16 protein-coding genes are annotated in these 20258 nt (G+C 61.4%); 9 read left to right on the top strand and 7 right to left on the bottom strand.

All coding sequences use genetic code 11. The features are described from left to right. Window positions 1-207 precede the first annotated feature (207 nt). The 5 genes from sctC (at window position 208) to AC3WP7_RS05965 (ending at window position 4003) form a co-directional block, all read left to right on the top strand. Window positions 208-1635: a type III secretion system outer membrane ring subunit SctC gene (sctC, locus tag AC3WP7_RS05985; RefSeq protein WP_102650589.1), complete on the top strand. Its 1428-nt coding sequence runs from the start codon at window positions 208-210 to the stop codon at window positions 1633-1635. A gap of 16 nt (window positions 1636-1651) precedes the next feature. Then, window positions 1652-1876 carry a FliM/FliN family flagellar motor switch protein gene (locus tag AC3WP7_RS05980; protein ID WP_092242733.1) on the top strand — a complete coding sequence of 75 codons (225 nt, stop codon included), beginning with the start codon at window positions 1652-1654 and terminating at the stop codon, window positions 1874-1876. Window positions 1877-2032: 156 nt separating this feature from the next. Beyond that, the gene (locus AC3WP7_RS05975; protein WP_092242736.1) at window positions 2033-2437 is read left to right on the top strand and encodes a winged helix-turn-helix domain-containing protein; all 405 of its coding nucleotides are present in this window, start codon (window positions 2033-2035) and stop codon (window positions 2435-2437) included. Continuing rightward, on the top strand, window positions 2430-2891 hold the full coding sequence (locus tag AC3WP7_RS05970; RefSeq protein WP_092243316.1) for a transglycosylase SLT domain-containing protein: 462 nt from the start codon (window positions 2430-2432) through the stop codon (window positions 2889-2891). The genes AC3WP7_RS05975 and AC3WP7_RS05970 overlap by 8 nt, the downstream gene beginning before the upstream one ends. An 86-nt stretch (window positions 2892-2977) precedes the next feature. Further along, a complete protein-coding gene (locus AC3WP7_RS05965) occupies window positions 2978-4003 on the top strand; it encodes a quinone-dependent dihydroorotate dehydrogenase (RefSeq protein ID WP_102592784.1) in 1026 nt (341 codons plus the stop codon). Between the two features lie 123 nt (window positions 4004-4126). On the opposite strand, the gene rmf is transcribed toward AC3WP7_RS05965, so the two are convergent. Continuing rightward, window positions 4127-4342, bottom strand: a complete 216-nt coding sequence (rmf, locus tag AC3WP7_RS05960) for a ribosome modulation factor (RefSeq protein WP_002553055.1) — start codon at window positions 4340-4342, stop codon at window positions 4127-4129. Between the two features lie 532 nt (window positions 4343-4874). Here rmf and rlmKL point away from each other — a divergent pair. Continuing rightward, the gene (rlmKL, locus tag AC3WP7_RS05955; protein WP_071491395.1) at window positions 4875-7139 is read left to right on the top strand and encodes a bifunctional 23S rRNA (guanine(2069)-N(7))-methyltransferase RlmK/23S rRNA (guanine(2445)-N(2))-methyltransferase RlmL; all 2265 of its coding nucleotides are present in this window, start codon (window positions 4875-4877) and stop codon (window positions 7137-7139) included. Window positions 7140-7281: 142 nt separating this feature from the next. Continuing rightward, window positions 7282-9678, top strand: coding sequence for a sensor domain-containing diguanylate cyclase (locus tag AC3WP7_RS05950; protein WP_093514057.1), 2397 nt, complete (start codon window positions 7282-7284; stop codon window positions 9676-9678). Window positions 9679-9742: 64 nt separating this feature from the next. Here the strand turns inward: AC3WP7_RS05950 and dacB are convergent, their stop codons facing one another. Further along, the gene (dacB, locus tag AC3WP7_RS05945) at window positions 9743-11203 is read right to left on the bottom strand and encodes a D-alanyl-D-alanine carboxypeptidase/D-alanyl-D-alanine endopeptidase (RefSeq protein WP_093514056.1); all 1461 of its coding nucleotides are present in this window, start codon (window positions 11201-11203) and stop codon (window positions 9743-9745) included. A 238-nt stretch (window positions 11204-11441) separates the two neighbouring features. Between dacB and AC3WP7_RS05940 the strand changes: the two genes are divergently transcribed. Further along, window positions 11442-11786 (top strand): YggL family protein, encoded by a 345-nt coding sequence (locus tag AC3WP7_RS05940; RefSeq protein ID WP_010208515.1) that lies wholly within the window; start codon window positions 11442-11444, stop codon window positions 11784-11786. Between the two features lie 36 nt (window positions 11787-11822). Here the strand turns inward: AC3WP7_RS05940 and AC3WP7_RS05935 are convergent, their stop codons facing one another. Then, window positions 11823-13013 (bottom strand): benzoate/H(+) symporter BenE family transporter, encoded by a 1191-nt coding sequence (locus AC3WP7_RS05935; protein ID WP_058427362.1) that lies wholly within the window; start codon window positions 13011-13013, stop codon window positions 11823-11825. A gap of 214 nt (window positions 13014-13227) precedes the next feature. On the opposite strand from AC3WP7_RS05935, the gene AC3WP7_RS05930 reads away from it, so the two are divergent. Next, complete coding sequence (locus tag AC3WP7_RS05930; protein ID WP_015885332.1) at window positions 13228-13992, top strand: GntR family transcriptional regulator; 765 nt, start codon at window positions 13228-13230, stop codon at window positions 13990-13992. 64 nt (window positions 13993-14056) lie between these two features. On the opposite strand, the gene guaD is transcribed toward AC3WP7_RS05930, so the two are convergent. From guaD to xdhA, 4 genes are all read right to left on the bottom strand, one after another. Beyond that, a complete protein-coding gene (gene guaD, locus AC3WP7_RS05925; protein ID WP_102592785.1) occupies window positions 14057-15361 on the bottom strand; it encodes a guanine deaminase in 1305 nt (434 codons plus the stop codon). A gap of 12 nt (window positions 15362-15373) precedes the next feature. Next, window positions 15374-16213: a xanthine dehydrogenase accessory protein XdhC gene (gene xdhC, locus AC3WP7_RS05920; RefSeq protein WP_093122011.1), complete on the bottom strand. Its 840-nt coding sequence runs from the start codon at window positions 16211-16213 to the stop codon at window positions 15374-15376. A gap of 109 nt (window positions 16214-16322) precedes the next feature. Beyond that, window positions 16323-18722: a xanthine dehydrogenase molybdopterin binding subunit gene (gene xdhB, locus AC3WP7_RS05915; RefSeq protein ID WP_102592786.1), complete on the bottom strand. Its 2400-nt coding sequence runs from the start codon at window positions 18720-18722 to the stop codon at window positions 16323-16325. Further along, entirely contained in the window at window positions 18715-20163 is a 1449-nt protein-coding gene (gene xdhA / locus AC3WP7_RS05910; RefSeq protein WP_102592787.1) for a xanthine dehydrogenase small subunit, read from the bottom strand. Before xdhA ends, xdhB begins: the two co-directional genes overlap by 8 nt. Window positions 20164-20258: the final 95 nt, after the last annotated feature.

The following is a 20258-nucleotide window of genomic DNA, read 5'->3' as shown; positions in this document are numbered from 1 at the left end:
TAACGACGCCTTTGTCCGTAGCGCGCTCCGCCGTTGGCGCGTGCTCTCATGCAGAGTTCGTAGCAAGGCACATGCCACGGGTGGTGAGGCCCGGCTGGCCGTCAGCTTTCCATCAAGATTGAAACCGGGCGGGCTTTCAGTATGGCCGCTCTCTTACTGCCAGACTGCCCAGGAACCCTCACGGTGCACGCCGAATCCCTTGTAACGATGCTCCGTCTCCGGTTTCACCGTTGGTTGTGGTTTGCCGGCCTGTGGTTGGGAAGTGCGCTGGCTTGGGCCGAGCTTCACCAGGTTCGGGATGAAAGCCTGTATACCGTGTTCACTGCGCTGTCGGAGCCGCTGGGGGTGCCCATCGTTGTCAGCCAGGCGGTGGCGCGCAAACGTCTGAGCACCGCACTGGATTTCGATGCGCCGCAACAGGCGTTGGAGGCGCTTGCGCAAGAGCAGGGGTTGATCTGGTACAGCGACGGGCAAGCGCTGCATATCTACGATGCTGACGAGGCAAAGAGCTCTGCGGTGACCTTGCGGCATATTACGGTCGACAAGTTGCGTGGCCTTATGCGCCGCTCGGGTATCGATGAGTCACGCCATCCCCTGCGTGAAAGTGGGGCACGCACATTTTATGTGTCCGGCCCACCTAACTACGTCGATCAGGTGATGCGCCTGGCCCAATTGATGGACCGGCAAAGAGCCGATCTGCGTGTGGGCGCGCAGGCCTTTGGTGTGGTTCAGGTGCTTAACACCGATGTGGCGGACCGTCAGTACGGCGCGCGCGACAACCCGGTTACCGTGCCGGGAATGGCGTCGATGATCGAGACCCTGCTGGCCAGCGAGCACAAGGGGTTGCTGGCCGACAAGAGCCTTGGTGTGATCGCCTACCCGGACAGCAACAGCCTGCTGATCAAGGGCAAGCCGGCCCAGGTGACCTTCATCCAGAAACTGGTGGCTGAACTCGACATACCCAAGCGATCGATCGAAGTGTCGTTATGGCTGGTGGATGTTGAGCGTGACGAGCTGGAAAAACTGGGCCTGGGCAGGGATGAAGACGCCCGGATGTCGACCACGCGAATCCTTGCGCCTCAGGATGACAACCGCGTGATGGCCAGGATCGGTGCATTGGAGCGTCGTCGACGGGCGAAGGTGGTGACACTGCCCGTGATTCTCACTCAGGAGAACGTCCCGGCGGTGTTTCAGGATAGCCATACCTTTTATCTACCGCCCCCCGGAAACGACCGGACTGACTGGAAACCTGTGCGCTATGGCACTCAGGTCAGCGTACTGCCGCGTTTTTCAGAAGCTAACCAGATCGAAATGCGCCTTGAGATTGAGGAAGGGCGCCAGATGAGTGAGAAGGGGCGGCGTGAAAAAAATACCGCGGTGGGGCAGGTGGGGGTCAACAGTGTGGTGCGTGTGCCCCAGGGCAGGCGTCTGTGGTTGGGCGCGTTTCAACGAGAGGCAGAACGGCGGGCGACTACTCGCCCGGATCAAGTGCGTCTGTTTGTGATTCAGGCCAGGGCCGTGGGCAGTGAGACGCTGGGGCCGGGTGGGGGGGCAGGGCCACCGCCTTTGACGGCAGCGCAATACGAGCGTGTTCAACGTGCGTTTGTACGGCCTGAGCGCGATGTCTCACCGTGAACAAGGTGTTAGCCCGATGCATCTGGAAATTCTTCTTCAGGAACAATTGATCAGCCGCCGGCGCCTGGCAAAGTTTGCGCCCGGGAAGGTGTTGCCTTTGATGCCAGAGATAATCCATTGCGTGGAGGTTCGGGTTAACGGGCAATTACTGGCCTTGGGTGAGTTGGTGCAGTTGGAAGACCGGTTGGGGGTTGAGTTGCACGAGGTTTACCACGCCTGGCTACCTGAAGTTGATGGGTAGCGAAACGTCTTACAGCGTGGTTCCAAAAAAACGCGCGATGTCTGCGCTTTTTCCTAACGTGAGCCTTGAGGCAGGTTTTTATAGTCGTGGCAGGGGCACTTGAACCCGTAATGCAAATGAGGACTTCAATGTCAGTAGTCGGATGCCGAGGTAATCATGGCTGTCATGGATGATGGAGGGACGACGACTTCCCTGGTTTTTGCGCGTTGGACCCTGCACGACGATGGTCGCCTGACCGGTGAGGACGCAGATGTTCAGCTGCCGCCCAAGGAAGGGCTGGTGTTGCGGTTGTTGCTGATGTCCGGTGGCGTGTTGATGACCAAGGATCGCTTGCTGGAGCTGGCCTGGCCGCAGGGGGAAGTTGCCGAAGAGTCGCTGACACGCTGCATTTATTCACTGCGCAAGTACCTTGGCACCGACAAGGGGTTTATCAAGACGATTTACGGTCGGGGGTACCGTTTCATTTGCCCGGTGACGATCGAGGGCCCCTCGTCTGGCCGTATGGACCATGTGTGCTCGGCATGCGGCCATACCCGCAATGGAGTGGCAGGCCGTGGCTAGGTTCTGGAGCAAGGGCTTGGTGTTGGGTGTGATGATGACCGGCAATCAGGCGCTGGCCTATTGCTGGGAGGAGGCGGCCAGCCGCTACAACATCGAGCCCGAATTGCTGCAGGCGATCGCTGCGGTGGAGTCGGGCTTTCGTGCGCATGCGATAAACGATACGAACCGTAATGGCACTCGGGACATCGGCCTGATGCAGATCAACAGCAGCCATTTGCCGCGCCTGCTCGAGCGAGGTATTACCGAGGAGCGGTTGCTCAATGAGCCTTGCCTGTCGGTGGAGGTAGGGGCTTCGATTCTCGCCGAGTTCATCCAGCGCTTTGGCTACAACTGGACGGCGGTAGGCTCCTACAACGCAGGCCCGGGTTCCGGGCCCGCGCGTGAGGCGTTGCGCATGCAATATGCCCAGAAAATCTGGGCGTATTACGAGCAGTTGGTAGCGCACCGCTACTGACGATTGAGGTTCGCGCCTCGCGCGCAACCCGTGACCCCGGCTATAATCGCCGCCACCTTTCGCCGCCATCCGAGTCTAGCCCGCCCATGTATACCCTGGCCCGCCAGCTGTTGTTCAAACTCTCCCCGGAAACCTCCCACGATCTGTCCCTGGACCTGATCGGTGCCGGTGGCCGCCTGGGGCTCAATGGCCTGGTATGCAAGGTACCGGCAAAAATGCCGGTCTCGGTGATGGGGCTCGACTTCCCCAACCCGGTCGGCCTGGCGGCTGGCCTGGATAAGAACGGTGCGGCCATCGATGGTTTTGCACAGCTGGGTTTCGGTTTCGTTGAAATCGGCACCGTGACGCCACGCCCACAGCCGGGTAACCCCAAGCCACGTATCTTCCGCCTGCCGGAAGCCGAGGCGATCATCAATCGCATGGGTTTCAACAACCTGGGCGTTGATCACCTGCTGTCGCGGGTTCAGGCGGCGAAGTACAAGGGCATCCTGGGCATCAATATCGGCAAGAACTTCGATACGCCGGTCGAGCGTGCGGTGGATGATTACCTGATCTGCCTGGACAAGGTCTACGCCCACGCCAGCTATGTCACGGTCAACGTCAGCTCGCCCAATACCCCGGGCCTGCGCAGCCTGCAGTTCGGCGACTCCCTCAAGCAACTGCTCGAAGCCTTGCGCCAGCGCCAGGAAGACCTGGCCGTGCGTCATGGCAAGCGCGTGCCGCTGGCGATCAAGATCGCGCCGGACATGAGCGACGAAGAAACCGTGCTGGTGGCCCAGGCCCTGGTGGACTCGGGGATGGACGCAGTCATCGCGACCAACACCACCCTCAGCCGCGTAGGCGTCGAAGGCCTGGCCCATGGCGACGAAGCGGGCGGCCTGTCGGGGGCGCCGGTGCGTGACAAGAGCACCCATATCGTCAAGGTGCTGGCTGCGGAGCTGGCCGGGCGCTTGCCGATCATCGCCGTCGGCGGTATTACCGAAGGCAAGCATGCGGCCGAGAAGATTGCCGCGGGTGCAAGCCTGGTGCAGTTGTATTCCGGCTTCATCTACAAAGGCCCGGCGCTGATTCGCCAGTCGGTAGATGCCATCGCGGCATTGCCAAAAGCCTGAAAACCATCCATTAAAAAGGGCTCCTGAAAAGGAGCCCCCTGGGCCGAAGCCCGCCGCCCGGATGGGGCGTGCATGGTAAGTCGTTATAAATCCAGAGGTGGTGTCGGAATTAATTGCCCTTGATTAGCCGACGGCGTGAAGTTCGTTGAGTCTGTGGATTCCCGCAGTGCCAGTCATACCGTCCCAGTTGTCGCCGCGTCCTTCTCGCCAGCCGTTGATCCAGGCTTGGCGTACCGACGGTAGAGTAAATGGGCAAAGCTCACGGGATTTGCCATGAACGCCGTATTGATATCCGCGTAAAAATGCTCTTTCCAACGGATCACGCTTAAGTCTTCTCATAGGGTGTTTCCCTCACTTGTTGACTGTCTTGATATCCTTCGGCCTCGTCCGAGACCGGGCAGAGTTTTTCTGCCGTTGGTGGGCTCGCTGCCGGCGTGGCGAGCCGATGTGTCGGCGTCGTTACGGCGCCAACCTGTGTTGAGTTCTAACCAATAGGTCACATGGATTCAATGATCGTTTTGTCATAAGCACGTAACGATAACGATGCTATAGCGATAAGCTGGGATGGTTTTTCGCCCCTTTTATCGGGCAAAGCCAGCTATGATGCACCCTGCATAGAGGATGGGTTTTATCCTTTAGTGAGAATGTCCGCCCGTTGCAGTCAGTTATTATTCGACGAAGGGTCGGAATATTTCTTTTTGTTACAGCCAATTGTTTCTCTGCCCCGTCATTACAGGCCCAAAGGCCCGGCAGCCGGGGTGGGACGGCACATTCGTGCCACGCGAGCACTCTTCAAGAAAAGTGCTTGATTGAAAACCGAGCCGGCGATGCGTCGCCCGTTCATTTATTGCTGAAAAGCCTGGAATGCCCCATGTCGGACCGTTTTGAACTCTTCCTCACCTGCCCCAAGGGCCTCGAAGGCCTGCTGATCGAGGAAGCCGTCGGGCTTGGCCTTGAGGACGCCCGCGAGCACACCTCGGCTGTGCGCGGCATGGCCGACATGGAAACCGCCTACCGCCTGTGCCTCTGGTCGCGCCTGGCCAACCGCGTGCTGCTGGTGCTCAAGCGCTTCCCGATGAAGGACGCCGAAGACCTCTACCACGGCGTGCTGGATATCGAGTGGGCCGACCACATGGTGCCGGATGGCAGCCTGGCGGTTGAATTCAGCGGCCACGGTTCGGGCATCGACAACACCCACTTCGGTGCGCTGAAGGTCAAGGATGCGATTGTCGACAAGCTGCGCACCCCGACTGGCGAGCGCCCGTCCATCGACAAGATCAACCCGGACCTGCGCATCCACCTGCGCCTGGACCGTGGCGAAGCGATCCTGTCCCTCGACCTGTCCGGCCACAGCCTGCACCAGCGCGGTTATCGCTTGCAGCAGGGGGCGGCACCGTTGAAGGAAAACCTGGCGGCCGCGATCCTGATTCGTGCCGGCTGGCCGCGCATCGCCGCTGAAGGCGGCGCGCTGAGTGACCCGATGTGCGGCGTGGGCACCTTCCTGGTGGAAGGCGCCATGATCGCTGCCGACATGGCCCCCAACCTGAACCGCGAGCTGTGGGGTTTCACCACCTGGCTCGGTCATGTCCCGGCGCTGTGGAAGAAGCTGCACGCCGAAGCCGCTGAACGCGCCGCCATCGGCATGAACAAGCCGCCGCTGTGGATCCGTGGCTACGAAGCCGATCCGCGCTTGATCCAGCCTGCGCGCAATAACATCGAGCGGGCCGGCCTGAGCCACTGGATCAAGGTGTACCAGGGCGAAGTAGGCACCTTCGAACCGCGCCCGGACCAGAACCAGAAAGGCCTGGTCATCTGCAACCCGCCGTACGGCGAGCGCCTGGGTGACGAAGCCAGCCTGTTGTACCTCTACCAGAATCTCGGCGAGCGTCTGCGTCAGGCGTGCATGGGCTGGGAAGCCGCAGTGTTCACCGGCGCGCCGGACCTGGGCAAGCGCATGGGCATCCGTAGCCACAAGCAGTATTCGTTCTGGAACGGCGCGTTGCCGTGCAAGTTGCTGCTGATCAAGGTCAACCCGGACCAGTTCGTCACCGGCGAACGTCGTACCCCGGAACAGCGCCAGGCCGAGCGTGAGCAAGCTGCCTACGATCAGGCCCCAGCCGAGCCGCAAGAGCGCCAGTACAACAAGAACGGCAACCCGATCAAACCTGCTCCGGCCCCGGTGGTCGAGCAGGCGCGCCTGAGCGAAGGCGGGCAGATGTTTGCCAACCGCCTGCAAAAGAACCTCAAGCTGCTGGGCAAGTGGGCCAAACGCGAAGGCGTGGATTGCTACCGCGTGTACGATGCCGACATGCCGGAATACTCCATGGCCATCGACCTGTATCACGATTGGGTGCATGTACAGGAATACGCGGCGCCCAAGTCCATTGACCCGGAAAAAGCCTCCGCGCGTATGTTCGATGCGCTGGCGGCCATTCCCCAGGCGCTGAACATCGACAAGAGCCGCGTGGTGGTCAAGCGCCGTGAGCGTCAGAGCGGTACCAAGCAGTACGAGCGCCAGAGCGCCCAGGGCAAGTTCACCGAAGTCAGCGAAGGCGGCGTAAAGCTGCTGGTCAACCTCACCGACTACCTGGACACCGGCCTGTTCCTCGACCACCGCCCGATGCGCCTGCGCATCCAGAAAGAGGCAGCCGGCAAGCGTTTCCTCAATCTGTATTGCTACACCGCCACCGCCAGTGTGCATGCGGCCAAGGGCGGCGCGCGCAGCACCACCAGCGTCGACCTGTCCAAGACTTACCTGGACTGGGCACGCCGCAACTTGTCCCTCAACGGCTTCTCCGACAAGAACCGTCTGGAGCAGGGTGACGTGATGGCCTGGCTGGAGGCCAGCCGCGATGAGTTCGACCTGATCTTCATTGACCCGCCGACCTTCTCCAACTCCAAGCGCATGGAAGGTATCTTCGACGTGCAGCGCGACCACGTGCAGTTGCTCGACCTGGCCATGGCGCGCCTGGCGCCGGGCGGCGTGCTGTACTTCTCGAACAACTTCCGCAAGTTCGCACTGGAGGACAACCTGAGCGAACGCTACGCGGTCGAGGAAATCAGCGACAAGACCATCGACCCGGATTTCGCACGCAATGCGAAGATCCACCGGGCATGGAAAATCACCGCGCGCTGAACACGGCTGTCAATCAGGCCGCAAGCCTGGATTATTCCGGGTTTGCGGCTTTTTTACGCTGGTCAAATTCAAGGCCGGTGGCTATAACTTAAGGCCAAGCCAAAGTGACACCCCCCGCACGCTGGCGCTGTGAGTGTTGCCTATGCCGTTGCAAGCCGTACGCCCGAAAATCCTAGGCTTTATCAGTGAGCAGGCGTCGGCTTGGCTGGTGGCATTGGTGGTGTTGCTGGCAGGGTTTGCCTTGACGGCTGTTGTGGCCTGGGCGGCCGCCGACCTCTATCAGCAGCAGGTGCGCCAACGCTTTCAGTTGTTGGTCAACGAACGCTACACCCGCCTGCAGGAACGCTTCGACGACCAGGAACAACGCCTGAACAGCCTGCGGCGTTTCTTCGTCAACTCCGATGACGTGTCCCGCGAAGAGTTTGACGGTTTTGCCCAGCCCTTGTTGCTGCGCGCGCGCGCTTACTCCTGGGCGCCCCGGGTGTATCGCGAACAGCGCGGTCAGTTTGAGCAAGCCGTGTCCGCGCAGCGCGGCACACCTTTCATGATCTGTGAGTTGAATTCCACGGGTGAGTTGGCCCCTGCGCCCGAGCGCGATGAATACGTACCGGTACTGTACAGCCAGACCCAAAGCCTGTTGGGCGCACCCCTCGGCTTTGACCTGCTGGCCCAGCCCCTGCGGCGTTCGGTGCTTGAGCGTGCGCAAAACACCGGCAAGCTGGCGGTGTCCCAGCCCATGCAACTGGTGGGTGTGGAACCGGACTATGCCACCGGGGTTTTATTGGTCGCGCCGGTCAGTCATTTGCCCAGCTCCGACCAATCCCAGAATGAGCCCTACGGCTATGTCATGGCGGTGATCAGCATGCGCCAACTGGTGGCCGACGGTTTGCCCAAGCCGGACCGCGACAACCTGGTGATGCAGATCGTCGACACCTCCGACGTGCAAAAGCGCGTGCTTTTCGAGTCCGGCAATGCCGTGGCCAGCGGTGATCTGGTCGGGGCGCGCCGCCTCACGCTGGGTGACCATGTGTATGCCCTCACACTGCGTCCGAGCCAGGTGTTCGACCAGGCCAACCATTCCTCGTTGAGCACGATCCTGACCATGGGCGGCCTGCTCAGCCTGTTGCTCAGCGCGTTGCTCTATGTGCTGGTCAGCCAACGCCAGCGCGCGTTGAAACTGGTGGAGCAGCGCACGGCGCAGTTGCGCCTGCGCGAGCAGGAATTACGCGGCGCCCACGGCCAATTGCGCAGTGTGCTGAATGCCGCGACGCAGGTCGCGATCATTGCCACCGACCTGCGCGGTGTCATCAATACCTTCAATGCCGGTGCCGAGCAGATGCTGGGGTTCAAGGCCGAGCAGGTGGTGGGCACGCACACCCTGGAAAGCCTGCACCTGGCGTCGGAACTGGAAGCGCGTTCCGCCAGCCTCAGTGTAGCCTTGGGCAAACGCATCCCGGCAAGCCAGGCGATGCTGGTGGAAAGCCCCGACAACCTGCACCAAGCCCGCGAGTGGACCCTGGTTCGTGAGGATCGCAGCCAACTGACGGTAAACATGCTGGCCACCGTGTTGCTGGACGACCACGGTTTGTGGATCGGTCACCTGGCGATTTACCTGGACATTACCGAACAAAAGCGCGCCTACGAGGCATTGGCGGCCAGGGATCGGCTGCTCAAGAAACTCAGCGCCCATGTGCCCGGCGGCATCTTCCAGTTCACCCTGGAGCCTCAAGACAACTGGAAATTCATCTACGCCAGCGACGGCATGCGCGATATCTATGAAATCGAGACCGGCGTGCTGCAGCAGGATGCGAAGAAGGTCTTCGAGCGCATCCACCCGCTGGATGCGGAGCGGGTACGCGCATCGATCCGCTTGTCGGCGTTGCAGTTGAGCCATTGGCGGGAGGAGTACCGGGTACTCTTGCCGCAACGCGGACTGCGCTGGATTCGCGGCGAAGCGACGCCGGAAGAGTTACCCGGAGGAGGGACGCTGTGGCATGGCTACGTGTCGGATATTTCCGATCTGAAGCGGGTGGAGGAAGAGCTGCGTGCACTCTCCATCACCGACTCCCTGACCGGGATCCACAACCGCCGCTATTTCCAGGACCGCCTCAAGGCCGAGATGGTCAGGCTCAACCGCACCTCGGGGGCCTTGTCGGTGATCATGCTCGATATCGATCACTTCAAGCGCATCAACGACCAGCATGGGCATGCCGTCGGCGATGGGGTATTGCAGGAGTTGTGCAAACGCATCAGCCAGCGCCTGCGCCGCACCGATGTGTTCTGCCGCCTGGGTGGCGAGGAGTTCATGGTGCTGTGCCCGCACACCGATGGTGCTCAGGCCTACAGCCTGGCGATGGAATTGTGGGCGTCGTTGCGCAGCGTGCCGATGGAGCCGGTCGGTATTGTCACCGCGAGCTTCGGCGTGGCCAGTTGGCGGGTGGACGAAGGTATCGATGGGCTGCTGCTGCGCGCTGACTCGGCCGTGTACGTGGCCAAGCAGGCGGGCAGGGATCGGGTGGAAGCGCAGTCGGTTTGCTGACTGGCCCCGTCGTGGTGAGCGGGCTTCTGGGGTGAGCGGACAAGCCCGTTCACCCCAGTATGTTTCAGAGGGCCGGTGCTGCCGCAGCCACCTTCGGCTGGCGGTACAGGTCGAGCAACACCTGATCCAACACCGACGAAGCACCCCATGGCTTCGGGTCGTTGAGGATAGCCACCACGGCCCAGGTATTGCCGTTGTTGTCGCGGCTGAACCCGGCGATGGCGCGCACGGTGTTCAGGGTGCCGGTCTTGATATGGGCTTCGCCGCGCATGGCGGTGGTCTTCAGGCGTTTGCGCATGGTGCCGTCGGTGCCGGCAATCGGCATCGAACTGATGTACTCGGCAGCGTAGGGGCTTTTCCACGCGGCTTGCAGCATGGCCGCCATCTCGCGGGCGCTGACCCGTTCGGCGCGGGACAGGCCTGAGCCGTTCTCCATCACCAGGTGCGGCGCGGTGATGCCTTTCTTCGCCAGCCACTGGCGCACCACGCGTTGCGCAGCCTTGGCATCGTCGCCATCGGCGTCATTGCGGAACTGCGCGCCCAGGCTCAGGAACAACTGCTGGGCCATGGTGTTGTTACTGTATTTGTTGATATCGCGGATAATTTCCGCCAGGTCCGGCGAAAAGGCCCGGGCCAATACCTTGGCATCCTTGGGCACCGGTGCCTGGATGTCACGGCCCTGGATGGTGCCGCCCAGTTCCTTCCAGATCGCCCGGACGGCGCCGGCGGTGTAGGTGGCGTGGTCCAGCAGCGACAGGTAGGTCTGCGAACTGCAGCCATCGGCCAATTGGCCGCTGACCGTTACCGTCACGTTGCCGTCGGCGGCGGTGACCGGGTTATAGCGTACGTCGCCGGTGCACTGCTTGGCGTTGGACACCTTGACCTGGTTGTCGATACGGATGCTGGCAATCGGCGGCTCGACCGATACCAGTACCCGGCCCGAATCATTGCGGGTCACGAAGCGCAGGGCCTTGAGGTTGACCAGCAGCGCGTCCGGCTTGACCAGGAAGGGCTTGTTCTCGTCGTTGCCGTCGTCGTTGAATTCCGGCAACAGCGGCTGGTTGAAGAAGCTGCGGTCCAGCACCAGGTCACCAGTGACTTGCTGCACGCCGTTGGCGCGCAGGTCGCGCATCAGCAGCCAGAGTTTTTCCATGTTCAGCTTGGGGTCGCCGCCACCCTTGAGGTACAGGTTGCCGTGCAACACGCCACCGCTGAGGGTGCCGTCGGTGTAGAACTCGGTTTTCCACTGGTGGTTGGGGCCGAGCATTTCCAGCGCCGCATAGGTGGTGACCAGCTTCATGGTCGAGGCCGGGTTCACTGAGACATCGGCGTTGAAAACGGTCGGTGTACCGGGGCCGTTCAGGGGAATCATCACCAGGGACAGCGCGGTGTTTTGCAGCTTGGCTTTGGCGAGTGCCTGCTGAACATTCGGTGGCAGGGTATTGTTGACGGGGGCAGCGGAGGTGGAAAAGGCCAGCGGAAGGAGAAGACCGGCGAGCAAGACGGAACGCAAAGATTTGATCATAAGAAGTAAAACCCTACTGCTGAGGAGGGTGAAAAAGGCGAGGGGTAAATAAGAAAAATCCCTCAATAGTCATGAAAGTGTCGGCATTATGCCCCAAGGTTGATCTACTTGTAGCTGAACGATAGCTGGTATTGCGCGTTTTTTTTAGCGCCATTGTGCCGCCTGTCCCAGAGAGTCGGGCAATCGCCGCCTTAAACTGCTAAAGTGCCGCCCGTTATTACTTATGAGGATTGTTCCAATGGCGACTAACCGTTCCCAGCGTCTGCGCAAAAAACTGTGCGTTGATGAATTTCAAGAGCTGGGTTTCGAACTGAACCTGGACTTCAAAGAAGGCCTGAGTGAAGAAGCTATCGACGCTTTCCTCGAAGCATTCATCAAAGAAGCCATGGAAGCCAATGGTCTGGGCTACGTCGGCGGCGATGACTACGGTCTGGTTTGCCTGCAGAAGCGTGGCTCGGTCTCCGAAGAGCAACGTGCTGCCGTTGAAGCCTGGCTGAAAACCCGTTCCGAGCTGACCAAGGCTGAAGTCAGCCCGCTGCTGGACGTGTGGTATCCGGAAAAGCCGATCAACGCGGCTAAGTGATACTGAAAAAACGGCGACCCCAGGGTCGCCGTTTTTTTATGCCTTGCGCCAATTCAGAATCAGCAGCGTCAACACCCCCGCCACAATCCCCCAGAACGCCGACCCGATGGAAAACAGCGTCAGGCCAGACGCCGTGACCATGAAGGTGATCAGCGCCGCTTCACGTTCCTTCGGCTCATTCATGGCGATGCTCAGGCCATTGATGATCGAGCCAAACAGCGCCAGCGCCGCGATCGACAGCACCAGTTCCTTGGGCAAGGCTGCGAACAGCGCCGCCAAGGTCGCGCCGAATACCCCGGCAATCCCGTAGAACACCCCGCACCACACGGCTGCGGTATAGCGCTTGTTGCGGTCTTCATGGGCATGGGGCCCGGTGCAGATCGCTGCGCTGATGGCGGCCAGGTTGATGCCGTGGGAGCCGAACGGCGACAACACCAGCGATGCCAGCCCGGTGGCGGTGATCAGCGGCGAGGCCGGCACGTTGTAGCCGTCGGCCCGCAGCACGGCGATGCCGGGCATGTTCTGCGAGGTCATCGCCACCACGAACAACGGGATGCCGATGCTGATGGTCGCCGCCAGCGAAAAGTGCGGCGTGGTCCATACCGGCGTCGCCACTTCCAGGTGGAAACCGCTGAAGTCCAGCAGCCCCATCAACCCCGACAGCGCGGTGCCGATCAGCAGCGCGGCCAGCACCGCATAACGCGGCGACAGGCGCTTGATCACCAGGTAGGTGAAGAACATTCCCAGCACCAGCCCGGTGCGATGCTGCGCGGCGACGAAGATCTCGCTGCCGATCTTGAACAGGATGCCCGCCAGCAGGGCCGCCGCCAATGACGCCGGGATACGCTTGACCAGTTTTTCAAAGCTGCCGGTCAAGCCGCAGATCGTCACCAGCACCGCGCAGGTGATGTACGCGCCGATGGCTTCGCCGTAGCTCACACCGCCCAGGCTGGTGATCAGCAGCGCGGCACCTGGCGTCGACCAGGCAATGGTGATGGGGGTGCGATAGCGCAGGGACAGGCCGATGCTGCACACCGCCATGCCGATGGAGATCGCCCAGATCCATGAGGAAATCTGCGCCGTGGTCAAACCGGCGGCTTGCCCGGCCTGGAACATCAGGACCAGGGAGCTGGTGTAGCCGGTCATCATGGCGATGAAGCCGGCGACGACGGCCGAGGGTGAAGTGTCGGCCAGCGGGCGCAGAGGCGCTTGGGCGGCATCGGTCATGAACAGGTGTTCCTTTTACCAGGGAAGTTGCGGATTCAAGCCTAAACTCAAACGCAGCGACCCATTGCAATACAGCCGACGCCGCAAACAGCCGTACAGTGTGTTGGCGCATTGGGTTGTGTACAATGTGCCCTGTTTTTAGGTGATACTTGCCAGCGACACGCTGTTGCCGTATTACCGTTAATTCGCCGCCGTTCTCCAAACCCGAGTGCCCATGAACGAACAGTTGCAACCTCTCAAGAAACAACCGCGTGCCGGCAAGGCCGGTCGCAGCGGAACCCAGGACGATATCGTCTACGCGCATATCTTCGAGGCGATCCTCGAACAACGCCTGGCACCCGGTACCAAGTTGAGCGAAGAGGCACTGGGCGAAATCTTCGGCGTCAGCCGCACCATCATTCGCCGCGCGTTGTCGCGCCTGGCCCATGAAGGCGTGGTGCTGCTGCGGCCCAATCGCGGTGCGGTAGTGGCCAGCCCAAGCGTCGAGGAGGCACGCCAGGTGTTCCTCGCGCGGCGCCTGGTGGAGCGGGCGATCACTGAATTGGCGGTGCAACACGCGACAGCCGAGCAACTGGCCGAACTGCGCCAGATGGTCAATGACGAACGCGACAGCTTCTCCCGTGGCGATCGCGGTGCCGGTATCCGCCTCTCCGGCGAGTTCCACCTCAAGCTGGCCGAAGCGGCGAAGAACGCGCCGCTGATCAGCTTCCAGCGCAGCCTGGTGTCCCAGACTTCATTGATCATCGCCCAGTACGAAAGCGGCAACCGCTCGCACTGTTCCTACGATGAACACACCCAGCTGATCGACGCAATCGAGGCACGAGATGCGGCGTTGGCAGTGAACTTGATGATGCATCACATGGATCACATCGACAGCAAGCTCAACCTCGATGAAGAGAGCGCGTCGGATGATCTGCATGCGGTGTTTTCGCATTTGTTGCAGACCAAGAAGCCGGGGCGTTCGTCCATAAAGTTGTAAATACGACCAACAATGTGGGAGTGGGCAAGCCCCCTCCCACATTTGTTTTGGGGTGTTTATGGGATTAGCGCTGGTGCACCAATTGCCCCGCCGCATAAGTCTGCAACACCGTCCGATCATCCCCCAGTGTCATCAATACAAACAACGTCTCGGCAATGTTCTTCGCCTGCTTCAGGCGATAGCTCAGCAGTGGCGTGGCGTTGTAGTCCAGCACCAGGAAGTCCGCATCGGTGCCCGGTTGCAGCGTGCCGATCTTGTCTTCCAGCCGCAGCGCCCGCGCACCGCCCAGGGTCGCCAGGTACAGCGACTTGAACGGGCTCAAGCGCGCGCCCTGCAACTGCATGACTTTGTAGGCTTCGTTCAGGGTTTGCAGCAGCGAGAAACTGGTGCCGCCCCCCACATCGGTGCCCAGGCCCACATTCAGCTTGTGCTTCTCGGCCATCGGCAGGTTGAACAAACCGCTGCCGAGGAAGAAGTTCGAGGTCGGGCAAAATGCGACCGCTGAACCGGCCTCTGCCAGACGCGCGCACTCGTCATCACACAGGTGCACGCCATGGGCAAACACCGAGCGCTCGCCCAGCAACTTGTAGTGGTCGTAGACATCCAGATAGCCACTGCGCTCCGGGAACAGCTCCTTCACCCACTCGACTTCCTGCTTGTTCTCGCTGATGTGGGTCTGCATGTACAGGTCCGGGTATTCCCCCAGCAGTTGCCCGGCCAGTGCCAGTTGCTCCGGCGTACTGGTCGGGGCGAAGCGTGGCGTCACCGCATAATGCAGGCGACCCTTGCCGTGCCAGCGCTCGATCAGCGCCTTGCTTTCCTGGTAGCCGGATTCGGCGGTGTCGGTCAGGTAGTCCGGCGCGTTGCGGTCCATCATCACCTTGCCGGCGATCATGCGCAGGTCGAGTTTTTCTGCTGCTTCAAAGAATGCATTCACCGATTGCGGATGCACACTGCCGAACACCAGCGCGGTGGTGGTGCCGTTGCGCAGCAGTTCCTTGATGAAGATATCCGCGACTTCTTCGGCGTGAGCCTTATCGGCGAACTGGCTTTCGCACGGGAAGGTGTAGGTGTTGAGCCAGTCGAGCAACTGCTCGCCATAGGCGCCGACCATGCCGGTCTGCGGCAGGTGGATGTGGGTGTCGATCAGGCCCGGGGTGATCAACGCGTCCTGGTAATGGGTGATGTCGATGTCGACGGGCAAGGTCGGCAGTAAATCGCTGGCATGGCCGATGGCGCTGATTTGACCGTTTTCGATCACCAGCAGGCCGTCTTCGAAGTACGCGTAGGAGGCTTCGATGCCCACTTCAGCGGGGTCGGCGAGGTTGTGCAGCAGGGCGGCACGGTAGGCTTTGCGAGTCAAAGGCATGGTGATCTCATTTCAAATGGCTTGGCTGCGACGCGAGGCCGGCAGCAGTTTGGCAATGGGTTCGGCGCTGGCGGTGCGCTGGCCGAAATTGGCGTTATAGGTGGCGATGATTTCGCCGGCGATGGAGATGGCGATCTCCACCGGCAACTTGCCCTTCACCTCGGTGAGGCCCATGGGGCAGCGCATGCGTTGCAGTTGCGCGGCGTCGAAGCCGCGATCCCGCAGGCGATGTTCGAACTTGACGCGCTTGGTCTTCGAGCCGATCAGGCCGAAGTAGGCAAAGTCATTGCGCTTGAGCAGGGCGGCGGTGAGTTCCAGGTCCAGCGCGTGGTTGTGGGTCATGACGATGCAATAACTGCCCACCGGCAGATCGGCAATTTCGTCGACCGGCTCTTCGCTGACGATTTTACGCACGCCCTGGGGGATATGTGCCGGAAACTCCTGCTCACGGGAATCGATCCAGCGCACCCGACACGGCAGGCTGGCCAGCAACGGCACCAGCGCCCGGCCGACATGGCCGGCGCCAAACACCGCAATCTGCGCCTGCACCTGGCCCATGGGCTCGAACAGCAGTACGGTCACACCACCGCAGCACTGGCCCAGGCTCGCGCCGAGGCTGAAGCGCTCCAGATGGGTGCTCTGCTGGCCGCGCACGAGCATGTCCCGGGCGATCTGCATCGCCTTGAATTCCAGGTGCCCGCCACCGATGGTGTCGAAAGTCTGGGCGGCGCTGATGACCATCTTCGAACCGGCATTGCGCGGCGTGGAGCCGAGCTCTTCGATGATGGTCACCAGCACGCAGGGTTCACCTTGGTTTTGCAGGTCGGCGAGGGCGCTGATCCAGTTGTTCATGGTCACCTCTTGTGGTGTCTGTCAGGCCGCTATCGGGGGCAAGCCCCCTCCCACACTGGAATGCATTCCAATGTGGGAGGGGGCTTGCCCCCGATGGCAGCGCCTCGGTCTAAAGCGAAGCCATCTCGGTATCCGCCTCAACCACCTTCGCCGCAGTCAACTGCCGCATCTGCTCACACCCCCACAACACTCGCTCTGGCGTGGCCGGTGCATCGACCCTGGGCTGATGGCGATAGTCACCCAGGCTCGCCACGGCATCCTTGATCGCACACCACGAAGCAATCCCGAGCATAAAGGGCGGTTCGCCCACGGCCTTGGAATGGAACACCGTGTCTTCGGGGTTCTTGCGGTTTTCCACCAGCTTCACCCGCAGGTCCAGCGGCATGTCGGCCACGGCCGGGATCTTGTAGCTGGCCGGGCCATTGGTCATCAGCTTGCCCTTTTCGTTCCACACCAGCTCTTCCATGGTCAGCCAGCCCATGCCCTGGATGAAGCCGCCCTCGACCTGGCCGATGTCGATGGCCGGGTTCAGCGAGGCGCCTACGTCATGGAGGATGTCGGTGCGCAGCATCTTGTATTCGCCGGTCAGGGTGTCGACGATCACTTCGCAGCACGCGGCGCCGAACGCGTAGTAGTAGAACGGCCGACCCCGTGACTGGCTGCGGTCGTAGAAGATTTTCGGGGTCTTGTAGAAACCTGTGCTCGACAGCGACACCTGGGCGAAATACGCCTGCTGGATCAACGCCTCAAACGTCAGGATCTGCTCGCGCACGCGCACATGGCCGTTGTGGAACTCCACGTCCGCTTCGCTCACGTCGTACTTGCGTGCGGCGAATTCCACCAGGCGCTGCTTGATGGTTTCGGCGGCGTTCTGTGCGGCCTTGCCATTCAGGTCGGCACCGCTGGAGGCGGCGGTCGGTGAGGTGTTGGGCACCTTGTCGGTGTTGGTGGCGGTGATCTGTACGCGGTCGATGTCCACCTGGAACACCTCGGCCACCACCTGCGCGACCTTGGTGTTCAAGCCCTGGCCCATTTCGGTGCCGCCGTGGTTCAGGTGGATGCTGCCATCGGTGTAGATATGGATCAGCGCACCGGCCTGGTTGAGGAAACTCGCGGTAAACGAGATACCGAATTTCACCGGGGTCAGCGCCAGGCCTTTTTTCAGGATCGGGCTGTGGGCGTTGTACAGGCGAATCGCTTCGCGGCGCTCGGCGTATTGGCTGCTGGCTTCCAGTTCGGCGGTCATCTCGTCGAGCATGTTGTGCTCGACGGTCTGGTAGTAGTGGGTGACGTTGCGCTCGGTCTTGCCGTAGTAATTGGCTTTGCGCACCGCCAGCGGGTCCAGCGCCAGGTGGCGGGCGATGGCGTCCATCACTTCCTCGATGGCCACCATGCCTTGCGGGCCGCCGAAGCCGCGATACGCGGTGTTGGACGCGGTATTGGTCTTGCAGCGGTGCCCGTTGACGGTGGCGTCGCCCAGGTAATACGCGTTGTCGGCGTGGAACATGGCGCGGTCGACAATCGAGTTGGACAGGTCCGGCGAACAGCCGCAGTTGCCCGCCAGTTCCAGGTTGATCCCGTGCAGGCGACCGCTGTCGTCGAAGCCGACGTCGTATTCGATATAGAAGGGGTGGCGCTTGCCGGTCATCAGCATGTCTTCGACGCGCGGCAGGCGCATCTTGGTCGGCTGGCCGGTCAGGCGTGCGACCACCGCGCACAGGCACGCCGGGCTTGCCGCCTGGGTTTCCTTGCCGCCGAAACCACCGCCCATGCGGCGCATGTCCACCACGATCTTGTTCATCGACACGTCCAGCACTTCGGCCACCAGTTTCTGCACTTCGGTGGGGTTCTGCGTGGAGCAGTAGACGATCATGCCGCCGTCTTCGGTGGGCATCACCGAAGAGATCTGGGTTTCCAGGTAAAAGTGTTCCTGGCCGCCGATGTGCAGGGTGCCCTGGATGCGGTTTTTCGCAGTGGCCAGTGCGCCGGTCGAATCGCCGCGCTGGTGGGTGTGACTGTCGAGTACGAAATGTTTTTTACGCAACGCCTCGACCACATCCAGCACCGGTTCAAGGTCTTCGTACTCGATTACCGCCGCCATGGCGGCCTTGCGTGCGGTTTCCAGGTCACGGGCAGCAACAGCCAGCACCACTTGGCCGACGAACTGCACCGTATCAATCGCCAGCAAGGGGTCGCCGGGCATCAATGGGCCGATGTCTTTAAGGCCCGGCACGTCCTCATGGGTGATGACAATGCGCACGCCGTCAATGGCGTAGCAGGGCGCCGTGTCAATGCTGATGATGCGGGCGTGGGCGCGGTCGGACATGCGCGCATACAGGTGCAACTGGTTGGGGAATTCCAGGCGGTCATCGATGTACTGCGCTTCGCCGGATACGTGCTTGGCGGCGCTGTCATGCTTGACGCTGCGGCCGACCCCGGAAGTAAGATCCTGGGCAAACAGTTCGGCGAGTTCGGCCTGGGTTTTAACGACGGCGTGATGGTTAGACATAAGCGGTCACCCGAGTCTCGATGTGCGGTGTTTGCAACTCGATGAAGTACTTGCGCAGCAGGTTCTGTGCGCTGAGCAGGCGGTATTCCTTGCTGGCGCGGAAGTCCGACAGCGGGGTGAAGTCCTGGGCCAGGGCGGCGCAGGCTTTCTCCACGGTGGCGCTGTTCCAGGTGGCGCCGACCAATACGGCCTCGCAGCTTTTGGCGCGCTTGGGCGTGGCGGCCATGCCGCCGAACGCCACGCGGGCCTCGCGGATCACGCCGTTGTCGAGCTTGAGGTTGAACGCGGCGCAGACGGCGGAAATATCGTCGTCCAGGCGCTTGGAGACCTTGTAGGCGCGGAACAGCGTGTGGCCCTTGGGAACGATGATCTTCTCGATGAACTCGCTGTCCTGGCGGGCAGTGACGCGGTAATCGATGAAGTAGTCTTCGAGTGCCAGGATGCGGCGTGTGTCGCCCTTGCACAGCACAATCTGCGCGCCGAGGGCGATCAGCAGCGGCGGCGAATCACCGATCGGCGACGCATTGCCGATATTGCCGCCGAGGGTGCCCTGGTTGCGGATCTGCAGGGAGGCGAAGCGGTGCAGCAGGTCGCCGAAGTCCGGGTATTCGTGGTGCAGCGCGGTGTAGCAGTCGGAGAGGGCGGTGGCAGCGCCGATTTCCAGACGGTCGTCGAAGTCGTCGATGCGCTTCATTTCTTCAATGTTGCCGACGTAGATCATCACCGGCAAGGTGCGATGGAACTGGGTCACTTCCAGCGCCAGGTCGGTGCCACCGGCCAGCAGGCGGGCCTGCGGGTAGGCGTCGTAGAGGTCGGCCAGGTCGGCGACGGTGAGCGGCACCAGGCAGCGTTTGTCGCCACTGTTGAGTTCACCGGTCTGGGTCGGCGCAATGGCTTTGAGGCGGGCGATGGTCTGCGCCTCACGGCTGTCGAACTGATCCTGGGGCTTGTTGCAGCAGGCCTGTTCGGCTGCGGCGAGGATCGGGCGGTAGCCGGTGCAGCGGCACAGGTTGCCGGCCAGGGCTTCATGGGCTTTCTGGCTGTCGGGGGCATCACTGTTCTTTTGCAGGGCGAACAGCGACATCACGAAACCGGGGGTGCAAAAGCCGCATTGCGAACCGTGGCACTCGACCATCGCCTGTTGCACGCTGTGCAGTTGGCCCTGGTGCTTGAGGTCTTCGACGCTGATCAGTTGCTTGCCGTGCAGCGACGAGACAAAGGTCAGGCAGGAGTTGAGGCTGCGATAACGGATCCGCTCGGCGCCTTGATCGTCGGTGTGCAACTCGCCGACCACCACCGTGCACGCGCCGCAATCGCCGCTGGCGCAGCCTTCCTTGGTACCGGATTTGCCCAAATGCTCGCGTAAATAGTTGAGCACGGTCAGGTTGGGGTCCAGGGCGTGCTCGCTACGGAGTTCCTGGTTAAGTAAAAACTGGATCACGGAAGGCCTCGCAGACTCATTATTGTTGTTAACCGCTTTGCGCCGAATCTAGTCATCTCTGACTTTTCGGTCAACGATTTTCTGACCAGAAGGTC

This window comes from Pseudomonas sp. FW305-3-2-15-C-LB1 (assembly GCF_058787615.1).
This window is presented reverse-complemented; position numbering and strand designations above follow the sequence as displayed.

Excerpts from the sequence above, each read along its gene's own strand:
- xdhB (WP_102592786.1), bottom strand. The coding sequence starts at position 18,722 with ATGTCTAACCATCACGCCGTCGTTAAAACCCAGGCCGAACTCGCCGAA.
- sctC (WP_102650589.1), top strand. The coding sequence starts at position 208 with ATGCTCCGTCTCCGGTTTCACCGTTGGTTGTGGTTTGCCGGCCTGTGG.
- xdhC (WP_093122011.1), bottom strand. The coding sequence starts at position 16,213 with ATGAACAACTGGATCAGCGCCCTCGCCGACCTGCAAAACCAAGGTGAA.
- AC3WP7_RS05975 (WP_092242736.1), top strand. The coding sequence starts at position 2,033 with ATGGCTGTCATGGATGATGGAGGGACGACGACTTCCCTGGTTTTTGCG.
- AC3WP7_RS05935 (WP_058427362.1), bottom strand. The coding sequence starts at position 13,013 with ATGACCGATGCCGCCCAAGCGCCTCTGCGCCCGCTGGCCGACACTTCA.
- dacB (WP_093514056.1), bottom strand. The coding sequence starts at position 11,203 with ATGATCAAATCTTTGCGTTCCGTCTTGCTCGCCGGTCTTCTCCTTCCG.
- AC3WP7_RS05930 (WP_015885332.1), top strand. The coding sequence starts at position 13,228 with ATGAACGAACAGTTGCAACCTCTCAAGAAACAACCGCGTGCCGGCAAG.
- rlmKL (WP_071491395.1), top strand. The coding sequence starts at position 4,875 with ATGTCGGACCGTTTTGAACTCTTCCTCACCTGCCCCAAGGGCCTCGAA.
- AC3WP7_RS05980 (WP_092242733.1), top strand. The coding sequence starts at position 1,652 with ATGCATCTGGAAATTCTTCTTCAGGAACAATTGATCAGCCGCCGGCGC.
- AC3WP7_RS05940 (WP_010208515.1), top strand. The coding sequence starts at position 11,442 with ATGGCGACTAACCGTTCCCAGCGTCTGCGCAAAAAACTGTGCGTTGAT.
- AC3WP7_RS05965 (WP_102592784.1), top strand. The coding sequence starts at position 2,978 with ATGTATACCCTGGCCCGCCAGCTGTTGTTCAAACTCTCCCCGGAAACC.
- AC3WP7_RS05950 (WP_093514057.1), top strand. The coding sequence starts at position 7,282 with ATGCCGTTGCAAGCCGTACGCCCGAAAATCCTAGGCTTTATCAGTGAG.
- rmf (WP_002553055.1), bottom strand. The coding sequence starts at position 4,342 with ATGAGAAGACTTAAGCGTGATCCGTTGGAAAGAGCATTTTTACGCGGA.
- guaD (WP_102592785.1), bottom strand. The coding sequence starts at position 15,361 with ATGCCTTTGACTCGCAAAGCCTACCGTGCCGCCCTGCTGCACAACCTC.